The following is a 16636-nucleotide window of genomic DNA, read 5'->3' as shown; positions in this document are numbered from 1 at the left end:
CCTAGGGTATTCCCGGAATTTTCTAGGGGAGGCCCTTAGGCCGGCGGTATGGCGCGGGGCGCTGGGTGTGACCGGGTGCGCCCGTTTCCCAGGTGGCGTTACCGCCGGCGCCCTCGCGCATCCCGCCGGGCCTCGGTGGGCGGGTCCTCTCTTACCCCGTGGCGGGAACGGATACGCGGGGAGTTCTTGGTGGGGTTGCTGAAGGCTACCTTGCCGTGGAGGACGCAGCCCTTCATGCCCGGATCGCAGTCCCGGTTCGCCACGCGCCGGCAGCGGCCTTCGGATTCATGCGGGCATCCCCAGCTTCCCATGGGATCCTCGGTGGTGGGAAAGTCCGCATTCATTGTACGGAATGCGCCACCCACCGTCAGGGGGCCGGGCTCCGGCGGGGATCAGGCCCCAAGGGGGTCGGTCTCGAAGCTCGCCTCGGCGGTGGCCCGATCGATGGTGATGCGGAGGAAACCGTCCGCGGGCACCGTGTGGGCCTGGTCGGCGCAGTAGGAGGGGACGCGGCCGGTGAAGGAGACGAAGGCCTTCACCCGGAGATTGTCGGCGGACTCCTCCAGCTGGTGGACGGAGAGGCGCAGGTCCACGTCGAAGCCGGGCCAGGCCTCCAGGGGGCAGAAGTCCTCCAGCGGCACCCCCCAGTTGTTGCGCAGGAGCTCCTCACGCAGGGTCTCCTCGAAGGCGGGCGTTCCCGCCGCCCGCAGGCTTTCCCGCAGATGCACCGGTTCGCTCATGGCTCCCTCCACGCAATTTCCGAGCGTTCCACTAGGGATTGAGCAAATAATGTAAATGGGATGCCATTTTTGGTCCAGCCGGCATTTCCCGGACGGAACCTGCTTCCCGCCGGGGAGTTTGGGCGGTGGTCCCGCCCCGGTTAGAATCAGGGCGGTGCCCCCCGGTTTCTGCCCGGGGGCCCTCGACCCCGCGGGCGTAAGCCCCGGTGCATGCCACCACCCTCGTGCCCATGGGCGCGAACCCGGTCACAGTGTCCATTCCCCTTTCATGCATGCAGCCATCCCGGCTCCGGGGAGCCGTCCCGGCGCGGGCCGGACGCCCGGCGGGCCCGGACGGTCGTTCACCCATTGCCGCGGACCGGATGCAGGAGAACGTGCGTGCCCTATAAGAAGATCGGCGACCACGGAATCATTGGCAACGGCGCCACCATCGCCCTGGTGGGGCTGGACGGGGCCGTGGACTGGATGTGCAGCCCCAACATGGATTCGCCCTCGGTGTTCGGCGCCATCCTCGATGACCGTGCGGGCGGGCGCTTCGCCGTCACCCCCGAGGCGTCCTGGGATTCGTCCCAGCACTATTTCCGCGAGACCAACGTCCTGCAGACCCTGTTCCGCACCGCCGAGGGGGAGGCCGAGGTGGTGGACTTCATGCCGGCGGGGGAGGGGGCCCGGGAGCTGGCCGGCGGGCGGGACCACCTGATCCGCCGGGTTACGGCGCTGGCCGGGGAGATGGTCCTGGCGGTGGAGTGCAGTCCGCGCCCCGACTACGCCCGCGCCCATCCGGAGCGGGAGTACCTGGACGAACGCCGCTGGCGGGTCCCCGACGGGGAAGCGTTCCACGTCTTCTCCGCCACCGCACCCCTGGATTGGGAGGGGGAGCGCGCCCGGATCCGCCTGCGGGCCGGGGAGCGGGTGTTTCTGTGCTTCAGCCGCGGCGGGGAAGGCCTGGCGCAATCGGGTGCGGAGCACCTGCAGGCGGTTCTGGAGGCCACCCACCGGTACTGGCTGGACTGGTCGCACACGGAGGAGGTGACGCGCTACCCGGCGGAGCGCTTCTGGCGCGAGAGCCTGGACCGGGCCGCCCTGGTGCTGAAGCTCCTGCAGTACGAGGACACCGGCGCCATCGCCGCCGGGGCCACCACCTCCCTGCCCACCATCCTCTACGGCGAGCGCAACTGGGACTACCGCTTCAGCTGGATCCGGGACACCGCCATGACCCTGGCGGCGCTGTTCGAGCTGGGCCACTCCGAGGAGGTCACCCGCTACCTGGACTGGCTGAAGGAGCTGTGCGCCCACGAGCCGCCGGGCCGTCTGCAGATCATCTACCAGCTCACCGTGGCCGAGCCGCCCGGCGGCGAGACCCGGCTGGAGCACCTGGAGGGCTACAAGGGCAGCTATCCGGCCCACATCGGCCAGTACAACGTGGGCCAGCACCAGCACGACATCTACGGCGAGCTGCTGGAGACCATCTTCGCCGTGTCCCGCTACGTGGGAAAGATCGACCTGGAGCACTGGGAGTACCTGCGCCCCATGGTGGACACGGTGTGCGAGATCTGGCGCGAGGCGGACTCGGGCATCTGGGAGATGCGCACCGGGCCCCACCACTACGTTCACTCCAAGCTCATGTGCTGGGTGGCCCTGGACCGGGGCATCAAGGTGGCCGAGCACTACGGCCTGCCCGGCGACCTGGAACGCTGGCGGGCGGAGCGTGCCGCGGTGCGCGCGGATATCCTCGAGCGCGGCTATCGGGACGACCTGGGCTGCTTCACCCAGCACTACGACACCGACGCCGTGGACGCCTCCCTGCTCATGATCCCCATCGTGGGCTTCCTGCCGGCGGACGATCCCCGGGTGGCGGGCACCATCGCCCGCATCGAGGAGGAGCTGCTGGTGGACGGCACCATGCTGCGCTACCGCATGGACGACGGCCTGCCGGGGCAGGAGCACGGCTTCATGATCTGCCTGTTCTGGTACGTGGACTGCCTGATCCTGCAGGGCCGGCTCAACGAGGCGGGGGCACACCTGCGGCGCATCGACCGCTTCTCCAACCACCTGGGGCTGTTCGGCGAGCAGTACGATCCGCGGTACAAGGAGATCACCGGCAACCTCCCCCAGGCCTACTCCCACATCGGCTTCGCGGTGACAGCCATCCGCTACCTGAACGCCCGTCGCACCCAGAGCCCACGGCCTCATCGGCTGGGCTGGCCGGCGCGCCTAACCCTCCTGGCCCGCCCGCGGCTGCTCAATCCGGAAAGCCCGGTGGGACCGCCGCGCGAGAATCCGGCGGAGGAGGTGAAGCGGGCGGTGAACACCCTGCGCGGCCACTTCTACGACGGCCACCGCCAGCGGGTGGATTACCACCTGGTCCGGGGGTCCGGCTACTACCGCCGTTTCCGCGAGGTGGCCGCGGATCTGGCCGCCTATGACCCAGGCAGCCTTGCCACCGACGCCGAGCGCATGGCCTTCTGGATCAACGTCTACAACGCCATCGTCATCCACGGCGTCATCGAGCTGGGGATCCGGGACACCATCCGCGAGGTGCCCTGGTTCTTCCGCGGGGTGCGCTACCAGGTGGGCGGGCACACCTTCACCCCCAACGAGATCGAGCACGGCATCCTGCGGGGCAACCGCCGGGCCCCCTGGCGCCTGCGGCGGTCCTTCGGACCGCGCGATCCCCGCCGGGAGCTGGCCGTGTGGGAGCCCGATTTCCGCGTCCATTTCGCCCTGGTGTGCGGCAGCCGGTCGTGTCCGCCGGTGGAGGTGTTCGAGGCCGAGGGCCTTGATGGGCACCTGGAGACGGCGGCCAAGATCTTCCTGAACGCCACCACCCGGGTACAACCGGGGCGGGAGACGGTGGGGGTGTCCCGCCTCTTCTGGTGGTACCGGCACGACTTCCCCGCGGAGGACCCGGAGCTGGTCCGGTACATCGCCCGGCGCCTGTTCGATCGCGAGCTGGGGGCGTGGCTGGAAAAACGGGCGGATTCCATCCGGTTACGCTATCTGCCCTACGACTGGCGGCTGAACGAGTCTTAGATAGGGTATGGAAATATTATTAAATAAAAATATAATGTCGCGCCTTTTGGCCCGGTTCCAGACGTGCCGGGCGCGAAAGCGTTCCCCAAGGATCCCGTAACCACGGGCTCTCGGGGTCCACCAGAAGGAGTTTCAACCATGGCCAAATCCTACGCCGGCAAGGCCCTCACGGGCCTGGGCCTGCTTACCCTTCCGTGGGGCGTCCTGGCCAGTGACCTGGGCGAGACCCTCGCCCAGCAGGGCAATGACCAGGGTGCCCAAGCCTGCGTGTCCTGCCACGGCGCCGACGGCAGCGGCAACGCCGCCGCCGGCTTCCCCCGACTGGCTGGCCTCGACGCCGCCTACCTCGCCAAGCAGCTGGAGGACTTCCAGTCCGACGCCCGGAACCAGCCGGTCATGAACCCCATCGCCCAGGGGCTGTCCGCCGAGGAGATCGAGGCGGTGGCCGGGTACTACGGCGATATGCCGGCCCCCGAGAGCGCCGGGCAGGGCACCGACGCCTCCGAGGATGTGCTAGCGCGGGGCGAGGCCATCGCCGAGCGGGGCATGTGGGACAAGGGCGTGCCCGCCTGCACCAGCTGCCACGGCCCCGACGGCCGCGGCGTCGGCGAGGCCTTCCCCACCATCGCCGGGCAGCACGCCGGCTACATCACCAGCCAGATCGAGGCCTGGCAGTCCGGCCAGCGCTCCAACGACCCCAACCGGCTGATGGCCGAAGTGGCGGAGCGCATGACCGACGAGGAAGCCGAGGCGGCGGCGGCGTATTTCGCCTCCCTTCCCGCCCCGGGCTCCCAGGAATAACCGGCAGCCAGGCAAGGAGAGAACAGCAATGGATAGGACCCGAAAGGTGCGGAACCAGTCCGGTCTGGTGGGCGCGGGCCTGCTGGCGGCGTTCCTGATGACCGGCCCGGCCGCGGCCGAGGACAACCTGGACGCCCAGGTGGAGCTGGAACAAGCTCCCGCCGCCGGCGAGGAGGGGTACCACCAGCCGCCCGCCATCGCCGACATCCCCGACGACCAGTTCGGCGAGGCGGTGCGCCGCGGCATGAAGGCCTTCAACAATACCCTGGAATACGCGGGCGAGTACGTGGGCAACGGCCAGAACTGCTCCAACTGCCACGTCGGCAACGGCACGGTGGCCAACTCCGCGCCGCTGTGGGGCGCCTGGCCCGTCTACCCCAAGTACCGGGGCAAGAACGACCATGTGAACACCATGGATGAGCGCATCCGCGGCTGCTTCACCTACTCCATGAACGCCGGGGACTCCGAGGCCGGCGGGCCGCCCGAGCCGGATAGCCAGGTCCTCAAGGACATGCAGGCCTACATGTTCTGGCAGGCCCAGGGCGCCCCGGTGGGCGAGAACCTGCCGGGCCGGGGCTACAAAGACGTGCCCATGCCCGAGGACGGCTACAGCGTTGAGCGCGGCGAGCAGGTGTACGACGCGCAGTGCGCCATCTGCCACGGCGCCGACGGCCAGGGCGAGTTCTCCGAGTCCGGTGAGCAGATATTCCCCGCCCTGTGGGGCCCCAAGGCCTACAACTGGGGCGCCGGCATGCACCGGGTGAACACCGCCGCGGCGTTCATCAAGTACAACATGCCCCTGGGCAAGGCCGATCCGTCCAAGCTGGAGGGCGCCCTGAGCGACCAGGAAGCCTGGGACGTGGCCGCCTACATCAACAGCCACGAGCGCCCGCAGGATCCCCGCTTCGAGGGCACCATCACCGACACCGAGGAGGCCTGGCACCAGCACGAGTGCATCTACGGCCACGAGGTGAACGGCGCGGAGCTCGGCCAGGGCGCCTGAAGACCCGGTCCGAGCCTTCGTAGCAGGAAAAGGGCGCCCCTCCGGGGGCGCCCTTTCTTCTTCGGGGACCTCCTGAATGCGCGGGGTGGCCCGTTCTCCCCCCGAATTGCGTTAGAATTTCGATTTCCCCGCCGTGCGGGGAGCTTCCCTGAGCCTGCAATTTCCCCCAGCTAAAGCGAGGTCTGTTCACCATGAAAGTGGTCGTTTCCGTTACCCACGGCACCGATGACCCGACCCAGGCCACCCTCGGCGTGCTGGCCGCCAAGGCCGCCGCGGACCAGGGCCACGACGTGACCCTGTGGCTGCAGGGCGAGGGGGCCGTGCTCGCCAACAAGCATGTCTATCCCCACGTCCAGGGGGTGAACATGCCGGCCATGAAGGACGCCGTGGAGGCCCTGGTGGACAAGGGCGTGCCCTTCTGGGTCTGCAAGGCCTGCGGCGCCGCCCGGGGCGTTACCGAGGACAACTGGGTTTCCACCGCTTCCTACCAGGGCATGGGCGACTTCGTGGGCGCCGCCCTGGCGGCCGACAAGAACATCGACTTCTAGGCGCTCTGGATCCTGGAGAACAAAGGGCCCGCCGGCTCGCGGCGGGCCCTTTGTTGTTGGCAGGTGGGCGACGAGACGGGTTACAAAGGGTGGAGGACCGTCTGGAGGATGCCCCCATGGCCGACCGTTTTCTGCCCCGCGACCGCTTTCCCGCCCTGGTGGAAGCCCTGCGGGACGCCGGCTACCGCTGCCTGGGGCCGCGGGTCCGGGAGGGGGCCATCGTCATGGAGGAGGTGGAACGGGCCGCCGACCTCTGCTTCGGCCTGCGCGACCGCCAGGCTCCGGGCTCCTACCGCCTGGAGGAGGGCACGGGGCGCCATTTCGCCTGGGCCAACGGCCCCACCGCCCTCAAGCCGCTCACCTTCGTCCCCCGGGAGACCCTGTGGCGGGCGCGTCGGGAGGGTGGGGGCCTGCGCTTCGAGGCCCCGGAGCCGGAGGTGGGCCCCCTGGCGGTGATCGGCGCGCGCGCCTGCGACCTGGCGGGGCTGGCCCTTCAGGACCGCCACTTCCTGGAAGGCGAGCCGGATCCCTTCTATAAGGCGCGCCGCGAGCGCCTGTTCCTGGTGGCCGTGAACTGCACCCACCCCGCGGACACCTGCTTCTGCGCCTCCACCGGCGACGGCCCGCGGGCCGAGCACAGCTTTGATCTGGTGCTCTCGGAGCTGGACGAAGGGTTCCTGGTGGCGGCCGGGGGCCCGGCCGGGGCGGACATTCTGGCGGCCCTGCCCACCGAGGAGGCGGGCGAGGAGCGGAACCGGCGGGCCGACGCCGAGATCGAGGCCGCCGCGCAGGCCCAGAAGCGGTCCCTGCCGTCCCGCAACCTGCGGGACTTCCTGTTCGGGCGCCAGGAGCATCCGCGCTGGGAGGAGGTGGCCGAGCGCTGCCTGTCCTGCGGCAACTGCACCAACGTCTGCCCCACCTGCTTCTGCCACAGCCAGGAGACGGTTCCCGACCTGGAGGGGGAGGTAAGCGACCAGGTCCGCCAGTGGGACTCCTGCTTCACCAGCGGCCACAGCTACATCCACGGCATCGTGGTGCGGGCCACCACCGCCAACCGCTACCGACAATGGCTCACCCACAAGCTGGGCGGCTGGCACGACCAGTTCGGCCGCAGCGGCTGCGTGGGCTGCGGCCGCTGCATCACCTGGTGCCCCACCGGGATCGACCTCACCGAGGAAGTGGCCGCGCTGGGCGAGGAGCCGGGTGGTGCGTAGGGGCGGGGCGTGGCTCCCCCGGGAGGCGGAGGTGGCGGAGCGGGTGGAGGAGAGCCCCGGCATTGTCACCCTTCGCCTGCGCCTCACCGACCCCGAGGCGCGGCGGCAATACGGCTTCCAGCCGGGCCAGTTCAACATGCTTGGCGTTTTCGGGGTGGGGGAGGTGGCCATCTCCATAAGCTCCGACCCCGGGGATCCGGAGCGGATCGGGCACACCATCCGGCGGGTGGGGCGGGTGACCAACCCCCTGGTGGCCCTCGACGAGGGCGACCGCCTCGGGCTCCGCGGGCCCTTCGGCCGCGGCTGGCCCCTGGACCGCTCGGAGGGCCGGGACGTGCTGGTGGTCACCGGCGGCCTGGGCTGCGCCCCGGTGGTGTCGGTGATCGAGTACATCATGGCCCGCCGGTCCCGCTTCGGCCGCCTCACCATCCTGCAGGGGGTCAAGCACGGCGCCGACCTCATCTGGCGGCCCCGCTACGAGGCCTGGGCCCGGGATCCCGACACGGAGGTGGGCCTGGCGGCGGACGTGCCGGGGGAGAACTGGCCCGGGCACGTGGGCCTGGTCACCGAGCTCTTCGACCGGGTGCGCCTGCGCCCGGGGCGGACCGCGGTCATGATGTGCGGACCCGAGCCCATGATGCGGGCGGGGGCGCGGGAGCTGGTGGCGCGGGGCTTTCCCGCGGACGACCTCTGGTTGAGCCTGGAGCGCAACCACCACTGCGGCAACGGGCGCTGCGGCCATTGCCAGCTCGGGCCCTATTTCGTCTGCCACGACGGGCCGGTGTTTGCCTACAGCCAGGTGGGTTCCCTCCTCGCCATCCCGGGGTTATAGCCCCCGCGGTTGGTCCCGGGCCCCCGGGTGAGTTATCGTGGGGAGTCAAGTGCTTTTCTCAGGCGCAGCGGTCCGTTTTCACGCCGCCGCCTGAATCATTTTTCAGCAGAAGGAACCGATCATGCAGGCTGCCAAAAACCGGGTCGTCTCCATCGACTACACCCTGAAGGACGCCGACGACCAGGTAATCGACACCTCCGAGGGCCGCGAGCCGCTGGCCTACATCCACGGTATCGGCCAGATCATCCCCGGCCTGGAGACCGCCCTGGAGGGCAAGGGCCCCGGCGAGGACGTCTCGGTCACCATCACCCCCGAGGAAGGCTACGGCGAGCGGGACGACTCCATGGTCATGCAGATCCCCCGCGAGCAGTTCGAAGGGGCCGAGCAGATCGAGCCCGGCATGCAGTTCCAGGCGGAGACCGATGAGGGCGTGCGGATCCTCACCGTGCTGGAAGCCGGCGATCAGGAGGTCACCGTGGACGGGAACCATCCCCTCGCGGGCGTCACCCTGAACTTCGACGTGAACGTGGTGGACGTGCGCGACGCCTCCCAGGAGGAGCTCGACCACGGCCACGTGCACGGCCCCGGCGGCCACGACCACTAGGCCGTCGGCGGGTGCCGGCGGGGATCCCCCGCCGGCATTCCTTTTTTCTGCCAACCCTCCCCGCGGCATGCTCCCCCATGGGCATCGCCCTGGCGTGGTCGCCCACGCGCTTCTTCTCCCTTCGCCTTCCCTGGTGCCCGCATTCTGACCGCCTGCGCCGCGGCCGAACCACGGTCCCGCGGACGTACGGCTCGTTCCCCCTTCATCCCTCCTGCTAGCACCCCGTGACCCACACAGCGTTGGTCCCGGAGCCGTCCGGCCTCGCCACGGCATCCCCCCTCGAACTCCCTCCCAATGACCTGGCTCCTCCCCTGGAGTGATTCCTAATGGGAATCAATCTGGATGTTCCTCGCCCGTTCGGGCGTTTTCCCTTTGCTTCCCAGGTGTTTGCACTCACTACCCCACGACTGCCGCTTAAAAGGAGTTATTTTCTCGGATAGGTGGATGGTAGGGCCTTCCCCTACACTGCCTGGAGTGCCATAATCCGGATCCCTACGGGAATACCCCAATATCTTGCGGGAATATATCTAGGGATTTACCCCGGAGCCGATGGCAGCCTACCTCCAGTCCTCCCTATCCGTCCGCCTCAAGCGGCTTACGCGCCTTACCGGCCTGTTCGCCGGCCTCCTCCTGTCCGCCCAGGTGGGGAACGCCGCGCCCGCGCTGGAGCCGGGCCCGGCGCAGCCCCTGAAGGGCATCGGGGGCGCGGAGGGCGGACCGGGTTACCAGGCCGTCGCCGATCCCGGCTTCAACCTGCAGCCCCGGGACCTGATCTTCTCCGCCTCCCCGGACCCCGACCTGAAGGCCCTGATCAAGGGCGCCATGGGGCCGGACGGCGAGGTGCGTCTCGAGCAGGCCTTCCTGGAGCGCCCGCTGCGACCCTCGGGTGTGCGGTGGAAGGCGGGGCGCTTCTACTCGGACATCGGCTATCCCCACCGCGAGCACCCCGCCCAATGGGGATACACCCAGGGCCACGTGCCCTACGGGTTCCTGAAAAAGCCCTTCCATCTCAGGGACACCGGCCTGCAGCTCACCTGGAAGGCGGAAGCCAGCTACCACCTCCGGCTGGGGGTGGAGGCCTTCCAGGGCGAGAGCGGCCAGCTCAACCGTTTCGACGGCAAGGAGGTCTTGGCGGGTGCGGGGCTGGGTCGGCAGGCGGTGGGCCGCTACGGGGAGGCCTCGGACGGTCCTCGGCTCTATACGGCCTTCGCGGAGGCGGCGCCCCCGCTGGGCGGCCCGCACCGGCTCCAGGGCAGCGTTTTCGGCATCCTGGACAGCGACCGACAGGAGCTCCGGTACGCGGGCTCTCCGGAGCTGCAGCAGGGCAGCTACTGGATGGCCGGTACCAGCTGGGTCTATAGCCGGAACACCCCCACCGCCTTCGGCGACGGCCGCCTCAAGCTCAGTGCCGAGTACCTCCACGCGGAGAAGGACCTCGAGGTGGCCTACCACGCCGACGAGCCGGGGCTCGTGGGGGAGGACCGGCGGCGCACCGAGGAGGCCTATTCCCTGCAGGCGCGTTACGGATTCAGCCCCGAGGTGAACGCCGATGTCCGCTTCGACCTGGTGGGGCTGGTGAGCGGCCTGCGGACGGAGGGCAGGGACCAGACGGCCACCCACCTGGCACTGGAGAGCACCTGGTCCCCCACGGAGCATTCCACCCTACGGGCCCGCCTGACCCGGGACGCCGGCGAGCGCCCCGGCCCCCGGAGCTCGGAGAGCCGCTTCATGCTCCGATACAGCCTCGACCTCGGCCACTTCGGGGGCGACTTCCTCTAGTCGGGCCCTTGGCCGGGTTTGCGGTACGTCCCCGAGTGCCGTAACTTGATGGCTTACCTGTTGTCCCTGGAAGGGAGACCCTCCGGACCCCGGTGCGCCGTCTCCCCCCGCAAGGCCGAGCGCTTCATGACCCGTCGCACCCCTGCAAGCTACCGGCATCTGGCCCACGCCGCCGCACGGCGCTGGCGCCTGCTGGCCCTGCTGCTGGCCCTGTTCCTGGGCCAGGTGGGGCTGCAGTCCCATGCCGTGGAGCACGCCCTCGCCGACGGCGAGCCGGTGTGCGAGCTGTGCGTGGTCTCCGAGAGCGCGGCGGCGTCCGCCCACAGCGCTCCCTTCCTGCCGGATACCGTGGCGGTTACGCCGGTGCTCGGCCCGGAGTCCGTGCCGCCCGAGACCGCCCTCCGGGCGGCGGCCGCCCGCGACCCTCCCGCCTGACCCTTTCCGTTCACAGCACCGTTTGCGCAAACCGCGCGTGGATCCTCCGGGGACCCGGCACCGCCGGCGACCCGTGACCGGTACCGCGCGGCGACGGCCATCGCTTTGGAAAGGGTTTTCCCATGCAACGCACCGCTTGGCTGGCGGGCATCGCCCTCGTCGTGGGCGCGGGTGAGACCGCCTTTGGGCAGACCGCCCCGTACCCGGGGGCCGGAGCCGCCGGCTCCAGCTCCGCCGAGGTCACCTCCGGCAACCGCTTCAACCCCGATATCTCCGTGATCCTCGAAGGCAACGCCTACTGGGACGACGCCGACGGCGAGGGCGCCGGTCTGCCCGGCCTAGCCGAGGGCATCAACGCCGCCCACGGCGGGGCGGGCCACGACCACGGCCACGCCCATGGCGGCGACGAGCCGGGCTTCAACCTCAAGCCCACGGAGCTGCTGTTCTCCGCCAGCGTCGATCCCTATTTCGACGCCTTCGTGCAGGCGGTGATCGAGGACAGCGGAGAAGTCGGCCTGGAGGAGGCCTACTTCACCACAACCGCGCTGCCCGCCGGGCTCCGGGTGAAGGGCGGCCAGTTCCTCTCCGGCATCGGCTACCACAACGAGAAGCACCGCCACCAGTGGGAGTTTATCGAGCAGAACCTGCCCTACCAGCACCTGCTCGGCCCCCACGGCCTCATGGATTCCGGCGTCCAGCTCACCTGGACCCCGGCCACGCCGGTCTACACCCACTTCGGCGTGGAGGCCCTGCAGGGCGACCAGGAGGTTGTGGGCCGGTTCGCCGGAGAGGAGGCCATCCACGGCCTGGAGGAAGAAGGTCATGTCACCGGGGGCACCCTGGACCCCTACCGGGACCCCGACGAGGGACCGCGGCTGTTCACCGCCTTCGCCAAGGTGGCGCCCGACCTGGGCTACTCCCACGAGCTGCAGGCGGGGCTGTTCGGCGTTTACGCCACGGACCATCAGGAGATCCACGGCGGCGAGACGCTCCCGGTCCACGTCACCAACGGGCAGTCCTGGGTGGTGGGCACGGACTGGGTCTACGCCTACGACGCGCCCGATCAGTACGGCAAGGGCGACATCAAGCTCCAGGCCGAGTACCTCTACGCCGTGAAGGACCTGGAGGTGGCCTACCACGCGGAGGATCCGTCCGTGGAGGGCGACCGGCGGGAATTCACCGAGGACGGCTTCTACGTTCAGGGCCGCTATGGCTTCGCCGCCAACTGGCGGGCGGGCGCCCGCTACGACATGGTGGGCCTGACCAACAAGCGGGAGGGTCCGGGGACCGCCACCCACTGGGACCGCTCCGAGCGGATCTCGGCCAATGTCACCTGGAGCCCCAGCCACTTCTCCCGGCTCCAGGCCCAGTGGTCCCGGCCGGAGATTGCCACCGACCACGGCACCGAGACGGCCAATCAGTTCTTCCTGCGCTACATCCTGAGCCTGGGCCAGCACGGCGCCCACGACTTCTAGCAAGGAGGCGACCATGATCCGCGTTTTTCTGACCATCATTTTGACCCTGGCCGCCGCCTTGCCCGTCATGGCGGAGACACGGGTGGCCGCCACCACCACCTCCATGGCCATGCTCGCCCGCACGGTGGGCGGCGATGCGGTCTCCGTGACCACCCTGGCGCCCCCGGACCGGGACACCCACTACCTGCAGGCCAAGCCCTCCATGATCCGGGACCTGCGCAGCGCGGACCTGGTGGTGGCGGTGGGGGCCGAGCTGGAGGTGGGCTGGCTGCCCGCCGCCATCCGCAACGCCGCCAACCCGTCCATCCGGCCGGGCCGTCCGGGCTACTTCGAGGCCGCCGCGCAGGTGGAGCTCCTGGATGCCGGGGGGCGGGCGGACCGCTCTGGGGGCGACGTCCACCCCGCCGGCGACCCCCACGTGAACCTGGATCCCGTGCGCATGGCGGCGGTGGCCGAGGCCCTGGCCGACCGCCTGGCGGAGCTGGAGCCCGGCCACGCGGCGGCCTTCGGGGAGCGGGCCGCCGCATTCGCGCAGGAGGTGGAGCAGCGCCTTCCAGCTTGGGAGGAACGGGTGGCCGACAGTCCGGGCGTGGTGGGCTTCCACAAGGACATCCGTTACCTCCTGGAGCGGCTGGAGGTGCCCATCCGCGGGTACCTGGAGTCCAAACCCGGGGTGCCGCCCTCGGGCTCCCACCTGCGGGAGCTGATCGCCGCGCTGAAGGGCTCTGGGCCGGGGGTGGTTATCCGCCATCCCTTCCACCCAAGCGGCCCGGTGGAGAAGGTGGCGGGCGCTACGGGCTGGGCGACGGCCGCCCTGCCGCTCGATCCCCCGCTGGGCGCCACCGACGAGGACTACTTCGCTCTCATCGAGGACTACGTGGAAGCCGTCGCCGCCCCGCGGCGGAAAGGGGAGTGAGGGAGCCATGGCCCGAGCGACCGTCCAACATCCGGAGGGGACGGGGAATGGTCCCGCTCCCGGGGAACGCGGAACCGCCCCGCTGGTAACCGCCGAGGAGGCGGTGGTGGGCTATGAGCGACCCGTGCTCGGCCCCCTGTCCTTCCGGGTGCGGCCCGGCGACGTGGTGGGCGTGTGGGGCCCCAACGGCGCCGGCAAGTCCACCCTGCTCAAGGCCATTGCCGGGGCGGCGCGGGTGCACCGCGGTCGCCTGGAGCGGCCCCCGGACCTGCGCCTGGCCTACCAGGCCCAGCGCCCGGCCCGCCTGGCGGAGATGCCGGTGAAGGGCCGGGAGCTATTGGCGGTCATGCAGGCCGACGACCGCAGGCCCCCGGAGCGCCTGCGGCCCTGGCTGGAGCAGCGTCTGGACCGCCTCTCCGGCGGCCAGCTGCAGCTGCTTACCATCTGGGCCTGCCTGGCGAGCGGGGCCCGCCTGGTCCTGTTGGACGAGCCCTCCAACAACCTGGACCCGGAGGGAATCGACCTGCTGGTGGAGCTGCTGGGGGCCCGCGCGGCGGGGGAGGCGGTGCTGGTGGTGAGCCACGAGGCCCCCTTCCTGGAGCGGGTCGCCACCCGGCACCTGGAGGTGGGGGCATGAGCCCGCTGGAGGCGCTTACCGACCCGCTGTTCCGGCTGCCCTTCGCTGCGGGCCTGCTAGCGGCCCTCACCCTGCCCCTGCTGGGCAACCTGCTGCGCCTGCGCGAGGAGTGGCTGGCCGCCCTGGGCCTGGCGCACCTGTCCGCCGCCGGGGCCCTGGGCGGCCTGGGGCTGGGGATCCCGGCCATTGCCGGCGGGCCGCTGACCGCCGGAGTGGGGGCCCTGTTCAAGGGCCTCGCCGGGGCCCACGGCAACACCGCCTACGCGCTCATGATCCTGCTGGGCTGGAGCGCTACCCTGGTGCTGGCCGCCAACACCGCCCTGGGCGAGTCCCTGGCCCACGCCATGGTGGACGGCCAGCTCTACTTCGCCGGCTGGCCGGAGCTGGCGGGCCTGGCCCTGTTCGCCGGGCTCACCCTGGCGGCGCTGCCCTGGCTCATGCCGCGCCTGCTCCGCGCCCGCTTCTTCCCGGAGCACGAGCGGGCCAACCAGTTGCCCGCCTGGCGCTGGCACCTGGCCTTCGACCTGCTGGTGGCGGCGGGCATGGCCCTGGGCACGGCCACCGTGGGCCTCATGGGCGCCTTCGCCCTGGCCTTCCTGCCGGCCTGGGCGGCCTTCGGCCTGGCCCCGGGGTGGCGGGCCGGGCTGGCGGTAAGCGCGTCCCTGGGGCTGGCCGCCTACCTGGGCGCCTTTGTCGCCGCCCTTGTGCTCGACCAGCCCTTCGGCCCGGTCCTGGTGGCGGCCCTGCTGGTCCTGAGCGTGGCCGCCCGGGCCTACGGACGCGTCCGGCGGGAGCCCGCGGGGGCGGTGTAGGCCGCCGAGCTCAGTCGGCCAGGGCGATCCCCTTGATCTGGGCGAAGACCTCCATGCCCGGCTCCAGGCCTAGGGCGTCCCGGGACTTGCGGGTGATCCGGGCCAGCAGGGGCGCGCCCCCGGCCTCCAGGCGGACCATGACCCCCTCGGCGCCCTCCTCCCGCATGTCCGCCACCCGGGCGGTGAGCACGTTGAGGATGGAGGTCTCCCGCGGCGGCTGGCGGGTCAGGCTGACGTCCCGGGCGCGGATACGCACGCGCACCGGGGCGTCCGGCGGGCGGTCGAGGGCCGGGACGCTCAGCCGGCCCCCGGGGAAGCTCAAGCTGGTAAGTCCATACCCGGGCTCGTGGCCGGCCACCCGGGCCTCCACCACCGCCTCGGCGGGCTCGCCGTGGGCCAGGGGCAGGTCGAGCCGGGTGGCCATCTCCGCCAGGGGACCGGTGCCCTGGACGTGCCCGGCTTCCAGGAGCACCAGGTGGTCGGCGAGGCGGGCCACCTCGTCCACGGCGTGGCTGACCAGGAGCACGGGCAGCGCCAGGCGGTCCCGCAGCCGCTCCAGGTAGGGCAGGATCTCCGCCTTGGCCGCCCGGTCCAGGGCCGATAGGGGCTCGTCAAGGAGGAGCAGGTTGGGCCCGGCGAGCAGGGCGCGGCCGATGGCCACCCGCTGGCGCTCGCCGCCCGAAAGCCCGGCGGGCCGCCGCTCCAGGAGTGGCTCCAGGCCCAGCAGGTCGATCACCTCCCCCCAGGCGAGCCGGCGCGGGCCCCGGGCGCGCCGATAGCCGTAGGCCAAGTTGCCGGTCACCGTGCGATGGGGGAGCAGGGCGGCCTCCTGGAACACGTAACCCACCCCCCGGCGATGGGGCGGGCGGAAGAGGCCCGCGTCCTCGTCCTGCCACACCGTACCGCCCACCTCCAGGTAGCCCTCCGGGGCCCGCTCCAGACCGGCCACGCAGCGCAGCAGCGTGGTCTTGCCCGATCCGGACGGGCCGAACAGCGCCGTCACCCCCCCGGGCGGGGCCTCGAAGGCCGCCTCCAGGTGGAAGTCGGGGCGGTCCAGGGCAAAGCGGGCCTTCAGGGCGGCCTCGGTCATGGTTCGCTCCTTCCCGGGCGCGCGGGCCGGCTCACAGTCCCACCACCTGGTAGCGGCGGTTGAGGGTGTAGACCGCCAGCAGCAGCAGGAAGGAGAACACCAGCAGGATCCCCGACAGCAGGTGGGCCTGCCCGTAGGCCAGGGATTCCACGTGGTCGTAGATGGCGATGGAGGCCACCCGCGTTTCGCCGGGGATGTTGCCGCCCACCATGAGCACCACGCCGAACTCCCCGAGGGTGTGGGCGAAGCCGAGGGTGGTGGCGGTGAGGAAGCCCCGGCGGGCCAGGGGCAGGGTGACGGTAAAGAAGCGGTCCAGCGGCCCGGCGCCCAGGGTGGCCGACGCCTCCTGCACTCGGCGGTCGAGGCCCGCGAAGGCGTCCTGCAGGGGCTGGACCACGAAGGGCAGGCTGTAAACCAGCGAGGCCACCACCAGCCCCTCGAAGGTGAAGGCCAGGGCGCCGATCCCCAGGGCCTCCAGGGGGCCGCCGATGAGGCCCTGCGGGCCCAGCGCGACCAGGAAGTAGAAGCCGAGCACCGTGGGCGGAAGCACCAGAGGCAGGGCCACCACCGCCTCGATGGCGGGCTTGAGGCGGGCCCGGGTGCGGCCTAGCCACCACGCCAGGGGCGTGCCGATCAGCAGGAGGATGGCGGTGGTGATGCCGGCCAGCTTGAGGGTGGTGACCAGCGCCGTCAGGTCGGCGGACTCCAGCATGGCCG

16 protein-coding genes are annotated in these 16636 nt (G+C 70.9%); 13 read left to right on the top strand and 3 right to left on the bottom strand.

Translation table 11 applies throughout. The features are described 5' to 3' along the window. Window positions 1-392: 392 nt before the first annotated feature. Window positions 393-740 carry a hypothetical protein gene (locus AN478_RS11210; RefSeq protein ID WP_054966688.1) on the bottom strand — a complete coding sequence of 116 codons (348 nt, stop codon included), beginning with the start codon at window positions 738-740 and terminating at the stop codon, window positions 393-395. A 378-nt stretch (window positions 741-1118) separates the two neighbouring features. Here AN478_RS11210 and AN478_RS11205 point away from each other — a divergent pair, with 378 nt between their 5' ends. The 13 genes from AN478_RS11205 (at window position 1119) to AN478_RS11145 (ending at window position 14829) form a co-directional block, all read left to right on the top strand. Continuing rightward, window positions 1119-3773 carry a glycoside hydrolase family 15 protein gene (locus tag AN478_RS11205; protein WP_054966687.1) on the top strand — a complete coding sequence of 885 codons (2655 nt, stop codon included), beginning with the start codon at window positions 1119-1121 and terminating at the stop codon, window positions 3771-3773. Window positions 3774-3911: 138 nt separating this feature from the next. Then, a complete protein-coding gene (locus tag AN478_RS11200; RefSeq protein WP_054966686.1) occupies window positions 3912-4574 on the top strand; it encodes a c-type cytochrome in 663 nt (220 codons plus the stop codon). A 28-nt stretch (window positions 4575-4602) separates the two neighbouring features. After that, on the top strand, window positions 4603-5577 hold the full coding sequence (locus AN478_RS11195) for a c-type cytochrome (RefSeq protein ID WP_082433046.1): 975 nt from the start codon (window positions 4603-4605) through the stop codon (window positions 5575-5577). A 191-nt stretch (window positions 5578-5768) separates the two neighbouring features. After that, window positions 5769-6125, top strand: a complete 357-nt coding sequence (locus AN478_RS11190; protein WP_054966685.1) for a DsrE family protein — start codon at window positions 5769-5771, stop codon at window positions 6123-6125. 116 nt (window positions 6126-6241) lie between these two features. Further along, a complete protein-coding gene (locus AN478_RS11185) occupies window positions 6242-7339 on the top strand; it encodes a 4Fe-4S dicluster domain-containing protein (protein ID WP_054966794.1) in 1098 nt (365 codons plus the stop codon). Further along, a complete protein-coding gene (locus tag AN478_RS11180; protein WP_054966684.1) occupies window positions 7332-8171 on the top strand; it encodes an FAD/NAD(P)-binding protein in 840 nt (279 codons plus the stop codon). The genes AN478_RS11185 and AN478_RS11180 overlap by 8 nt, the downstream gene beginning before the upstream one ends. A gap of 121 nt (window positions 8172-8292) precedes the next feature. Continuing rightward, a complete protein-coding gene (locus tag AN478_RS11175; RefSeq protein WP_054966683.1) occupies window positions 8293-8775 on the top strand; it encodes an FKBP-type peptidyl-prolyl cis-trans isomerase in 483 nt (160 codons plus the stop codon). 549 nt (window positions 8776-9324) lie between these two features. Further along, entirely contained in the window at window positions 9325-10554 is a 1230-nt protein-coding gene (locus AN478_RS11170) for a hypothetical protein (protein ID WP_054966682.1), read from the top strand. A 126-nt stretch (window positions 10555-10680) separates the two neighbouring features. After that, window positions 10681-10989 carry a hypothetical protein gene (locus AN478_RS11165; protein WP_074471247.1) on the top strand — a complete coding sequence of 103 codons (309 nt, stop codon included), beginning with the start codon at window positions 10681-10683 and terminating at the stop codon, window positions 10987-10989. Window positions 10990-11111: 122 nt separating this feature from the next. Next, window positions 11112-12464 carry a TonB-dependent receptor gene (locus AN478_RS11160; RefSeq protein ID WP_054966680.1) on the top strand — a complete coding sequence of 451 codons (1353 nt, stop codon included), beginning with the start codon at window positions 11112-11114 and terminating at the stop codon, window positions 12462-12464. Between the two features lie 13 nt (window positions 12465-12477). Next, on the top strand, window positions 12478-13380 hold the full coding sequence (locus tag AN478_RS11155; protein ID WP_054966679.1) for a metal ABC transporter substrate-binding protein: 903 nt from the start codon (window positions 12478-12480) through the stop codon (window positions 13378-13380). 7 nt (window positions 13381-13387) lie between these two features. Then, window positions 13388-14017 (top strand): ATP-binding cassette domain-containing protein, encoded by a 630-nt coding sequence (locus AN478_RS11150; protein ID WP_082433045.1) that lies wholly within the window; start codon window positions 13388-13390, stop codon window positions 14015-14017. After that, window positions 14014-14829, top strand: a complete 816-nt coding sequence (locus tag AN478_RS11145) for a metal ABC transporter permease (protein WP_054966678.1) — start codon at window positions 14014-14016, stop codon at window positions 14827-14829. Before AN478_RS11150 ends, AN478_RS11145 begins: the two co-directional genes overlap by 4 nt. A gap of 10 nt (window positions 14830-14839) precedes the next feature. Here AN478_RS11145 and modC read toward each other — a convergent pair whose 3' ends face one another. Both modC and modB read right to left on the bottom strand, forming a co-directional pair. After that, on the bottom strand, window positions 14840-15919 hold the full coding sequence (modC, locus tag AN478_RS11140) for a molybdenum ABC transporter ATP-binding protein (RefSeq protein WP_054966677.1): 1080 nt from the start codon (window positions 15917-15919) through the stop codon (window positions 14840-14842). 31 nt (window positions 15920-15950) lie between these two features. Further along, entirely contained in the window at window positions 15951-16631 is a 681-nt protein-coding gene (modB, locus tag AN478_RS11135) for a molybdate ABC transporter permease subunit (RefSeq protein ID WP_054966676.1), read from the bottom strand. Window positions 16632-16636 lie beyond the last annotated feature (5 nt).

This window comes from Thiohalorhabdus denitrificans (assembly GCF_001399755.1).
Taxonomy (GTDB): domain Bacteria; phylum Pseudomonadota; class Gammaproteobacteria; order Thiohalorhabdales; family Thiohalorhabdaceae; genus Thiohalorhabdus; species Thiohalorhabdus denitrificans.
Note: the sequence above shows the minus strand (reverse complement) of the source record. Positions and strands in the feature narration are given on the sequence as shown.

Bases quoted from the DNA above. Each gene is read 5' to 3' on its own strand.
- AN478_RS11210 (WP_054966688.1), bottom strand. From the start codon at position 740: ATGAGCGAACCGGTGCATCTGCGGGAAAGCCTGCGGGCGGCGGGAACG.
- AN478_RS11185 (WP_054966794.1), top strand. From the start codon at position 6,242: ATGGCCGACCGTTTTCTGCCCCGCGACCGCTTTCCCGCCCTGGTGGAA.
- AN478_RS11175 (WP_054966683.1), top strand. From the start codon at position 8,293: ATGCAGGCTGCCAAAAACCGGGTCGTCTCCATCGACTACACCCTGAAG.
- AN478_RS11170 (WP_054966682.1), top strand. From the start codon at position 9,325: ATGGCAGCCTACCTCCAGTCCTCCCTATCCGTCCGCCTCAAGCGGCTT.
- AN478_RS11145 (WP_054966678.1), top strand. From the start codon at position 14,014: ATGAGCCCGCTGGAGGCGCTTACCGACCCGCTGTTCCGGCTGCCCTTC.
- AN478_RS11165 (WP_074471247.1), top strand. From the start codon at position 10,681: ATGACCCGTCGCACCCCTGCAAGCTACCGGCATCTGGCCCACGCCGCC.
- modC (WP_054966677.1), bottom strand. From the start codon at position 15,919: ATGACCGAGGCCGCCCTGAAGGCCCGCTTTGCCCTGGACCGCCCCGAC.
- AN478_RS11190 (WP_054966685.1), top strand. From the start codon at position 5,769: ATGAAAGTGGTCGTTTCCGTTACCCACGGCACCGATGACCCGACCCAG.
- AN478_RS11195 (WP_082433046.1), top strand. From the start codon at position 4,603: ATGGATAGGACCCGAAAGGTGCGGAACCAGTCCGGTCTGGTGGGCGCG.
- modB (WP_054966676.1), bottom strand. From the start codon at position 16,631: ATGCTGGAGTCCGCCGACCTGACGGCGCTGGTCACCACCCTCAAGCTG.
- AN478_RS11200 (WP_054966686.1), top strand. From the start codon at position 3,912: ATGGCCAAATCCTACGCCGGCAAGGCCCTCACGGGCCTGGGCCTGCTT.
- AN478_RS11160 (WP_054966680.1), top strand. From the start codon at position 11,112: ATGCAACGCACCGCTTGGCTGGCGGGCATCGCCCTCGTCGTGGGCGCG.
- AN478_RS11155 (WP_054966679.1), top strand. From the start codon at position 12,478: ATGATCCGCGTTTTTCTGACCATCATTTTGACCCTGGCCGCCGCCTTG.
- AN478_RS11150 (WP_082433045.1), top strand. From the start codon at position 13,388: ATGGCCCGAGCGACCGTCCAACATCCGGAGGGGACGGGGAATGGTCCC.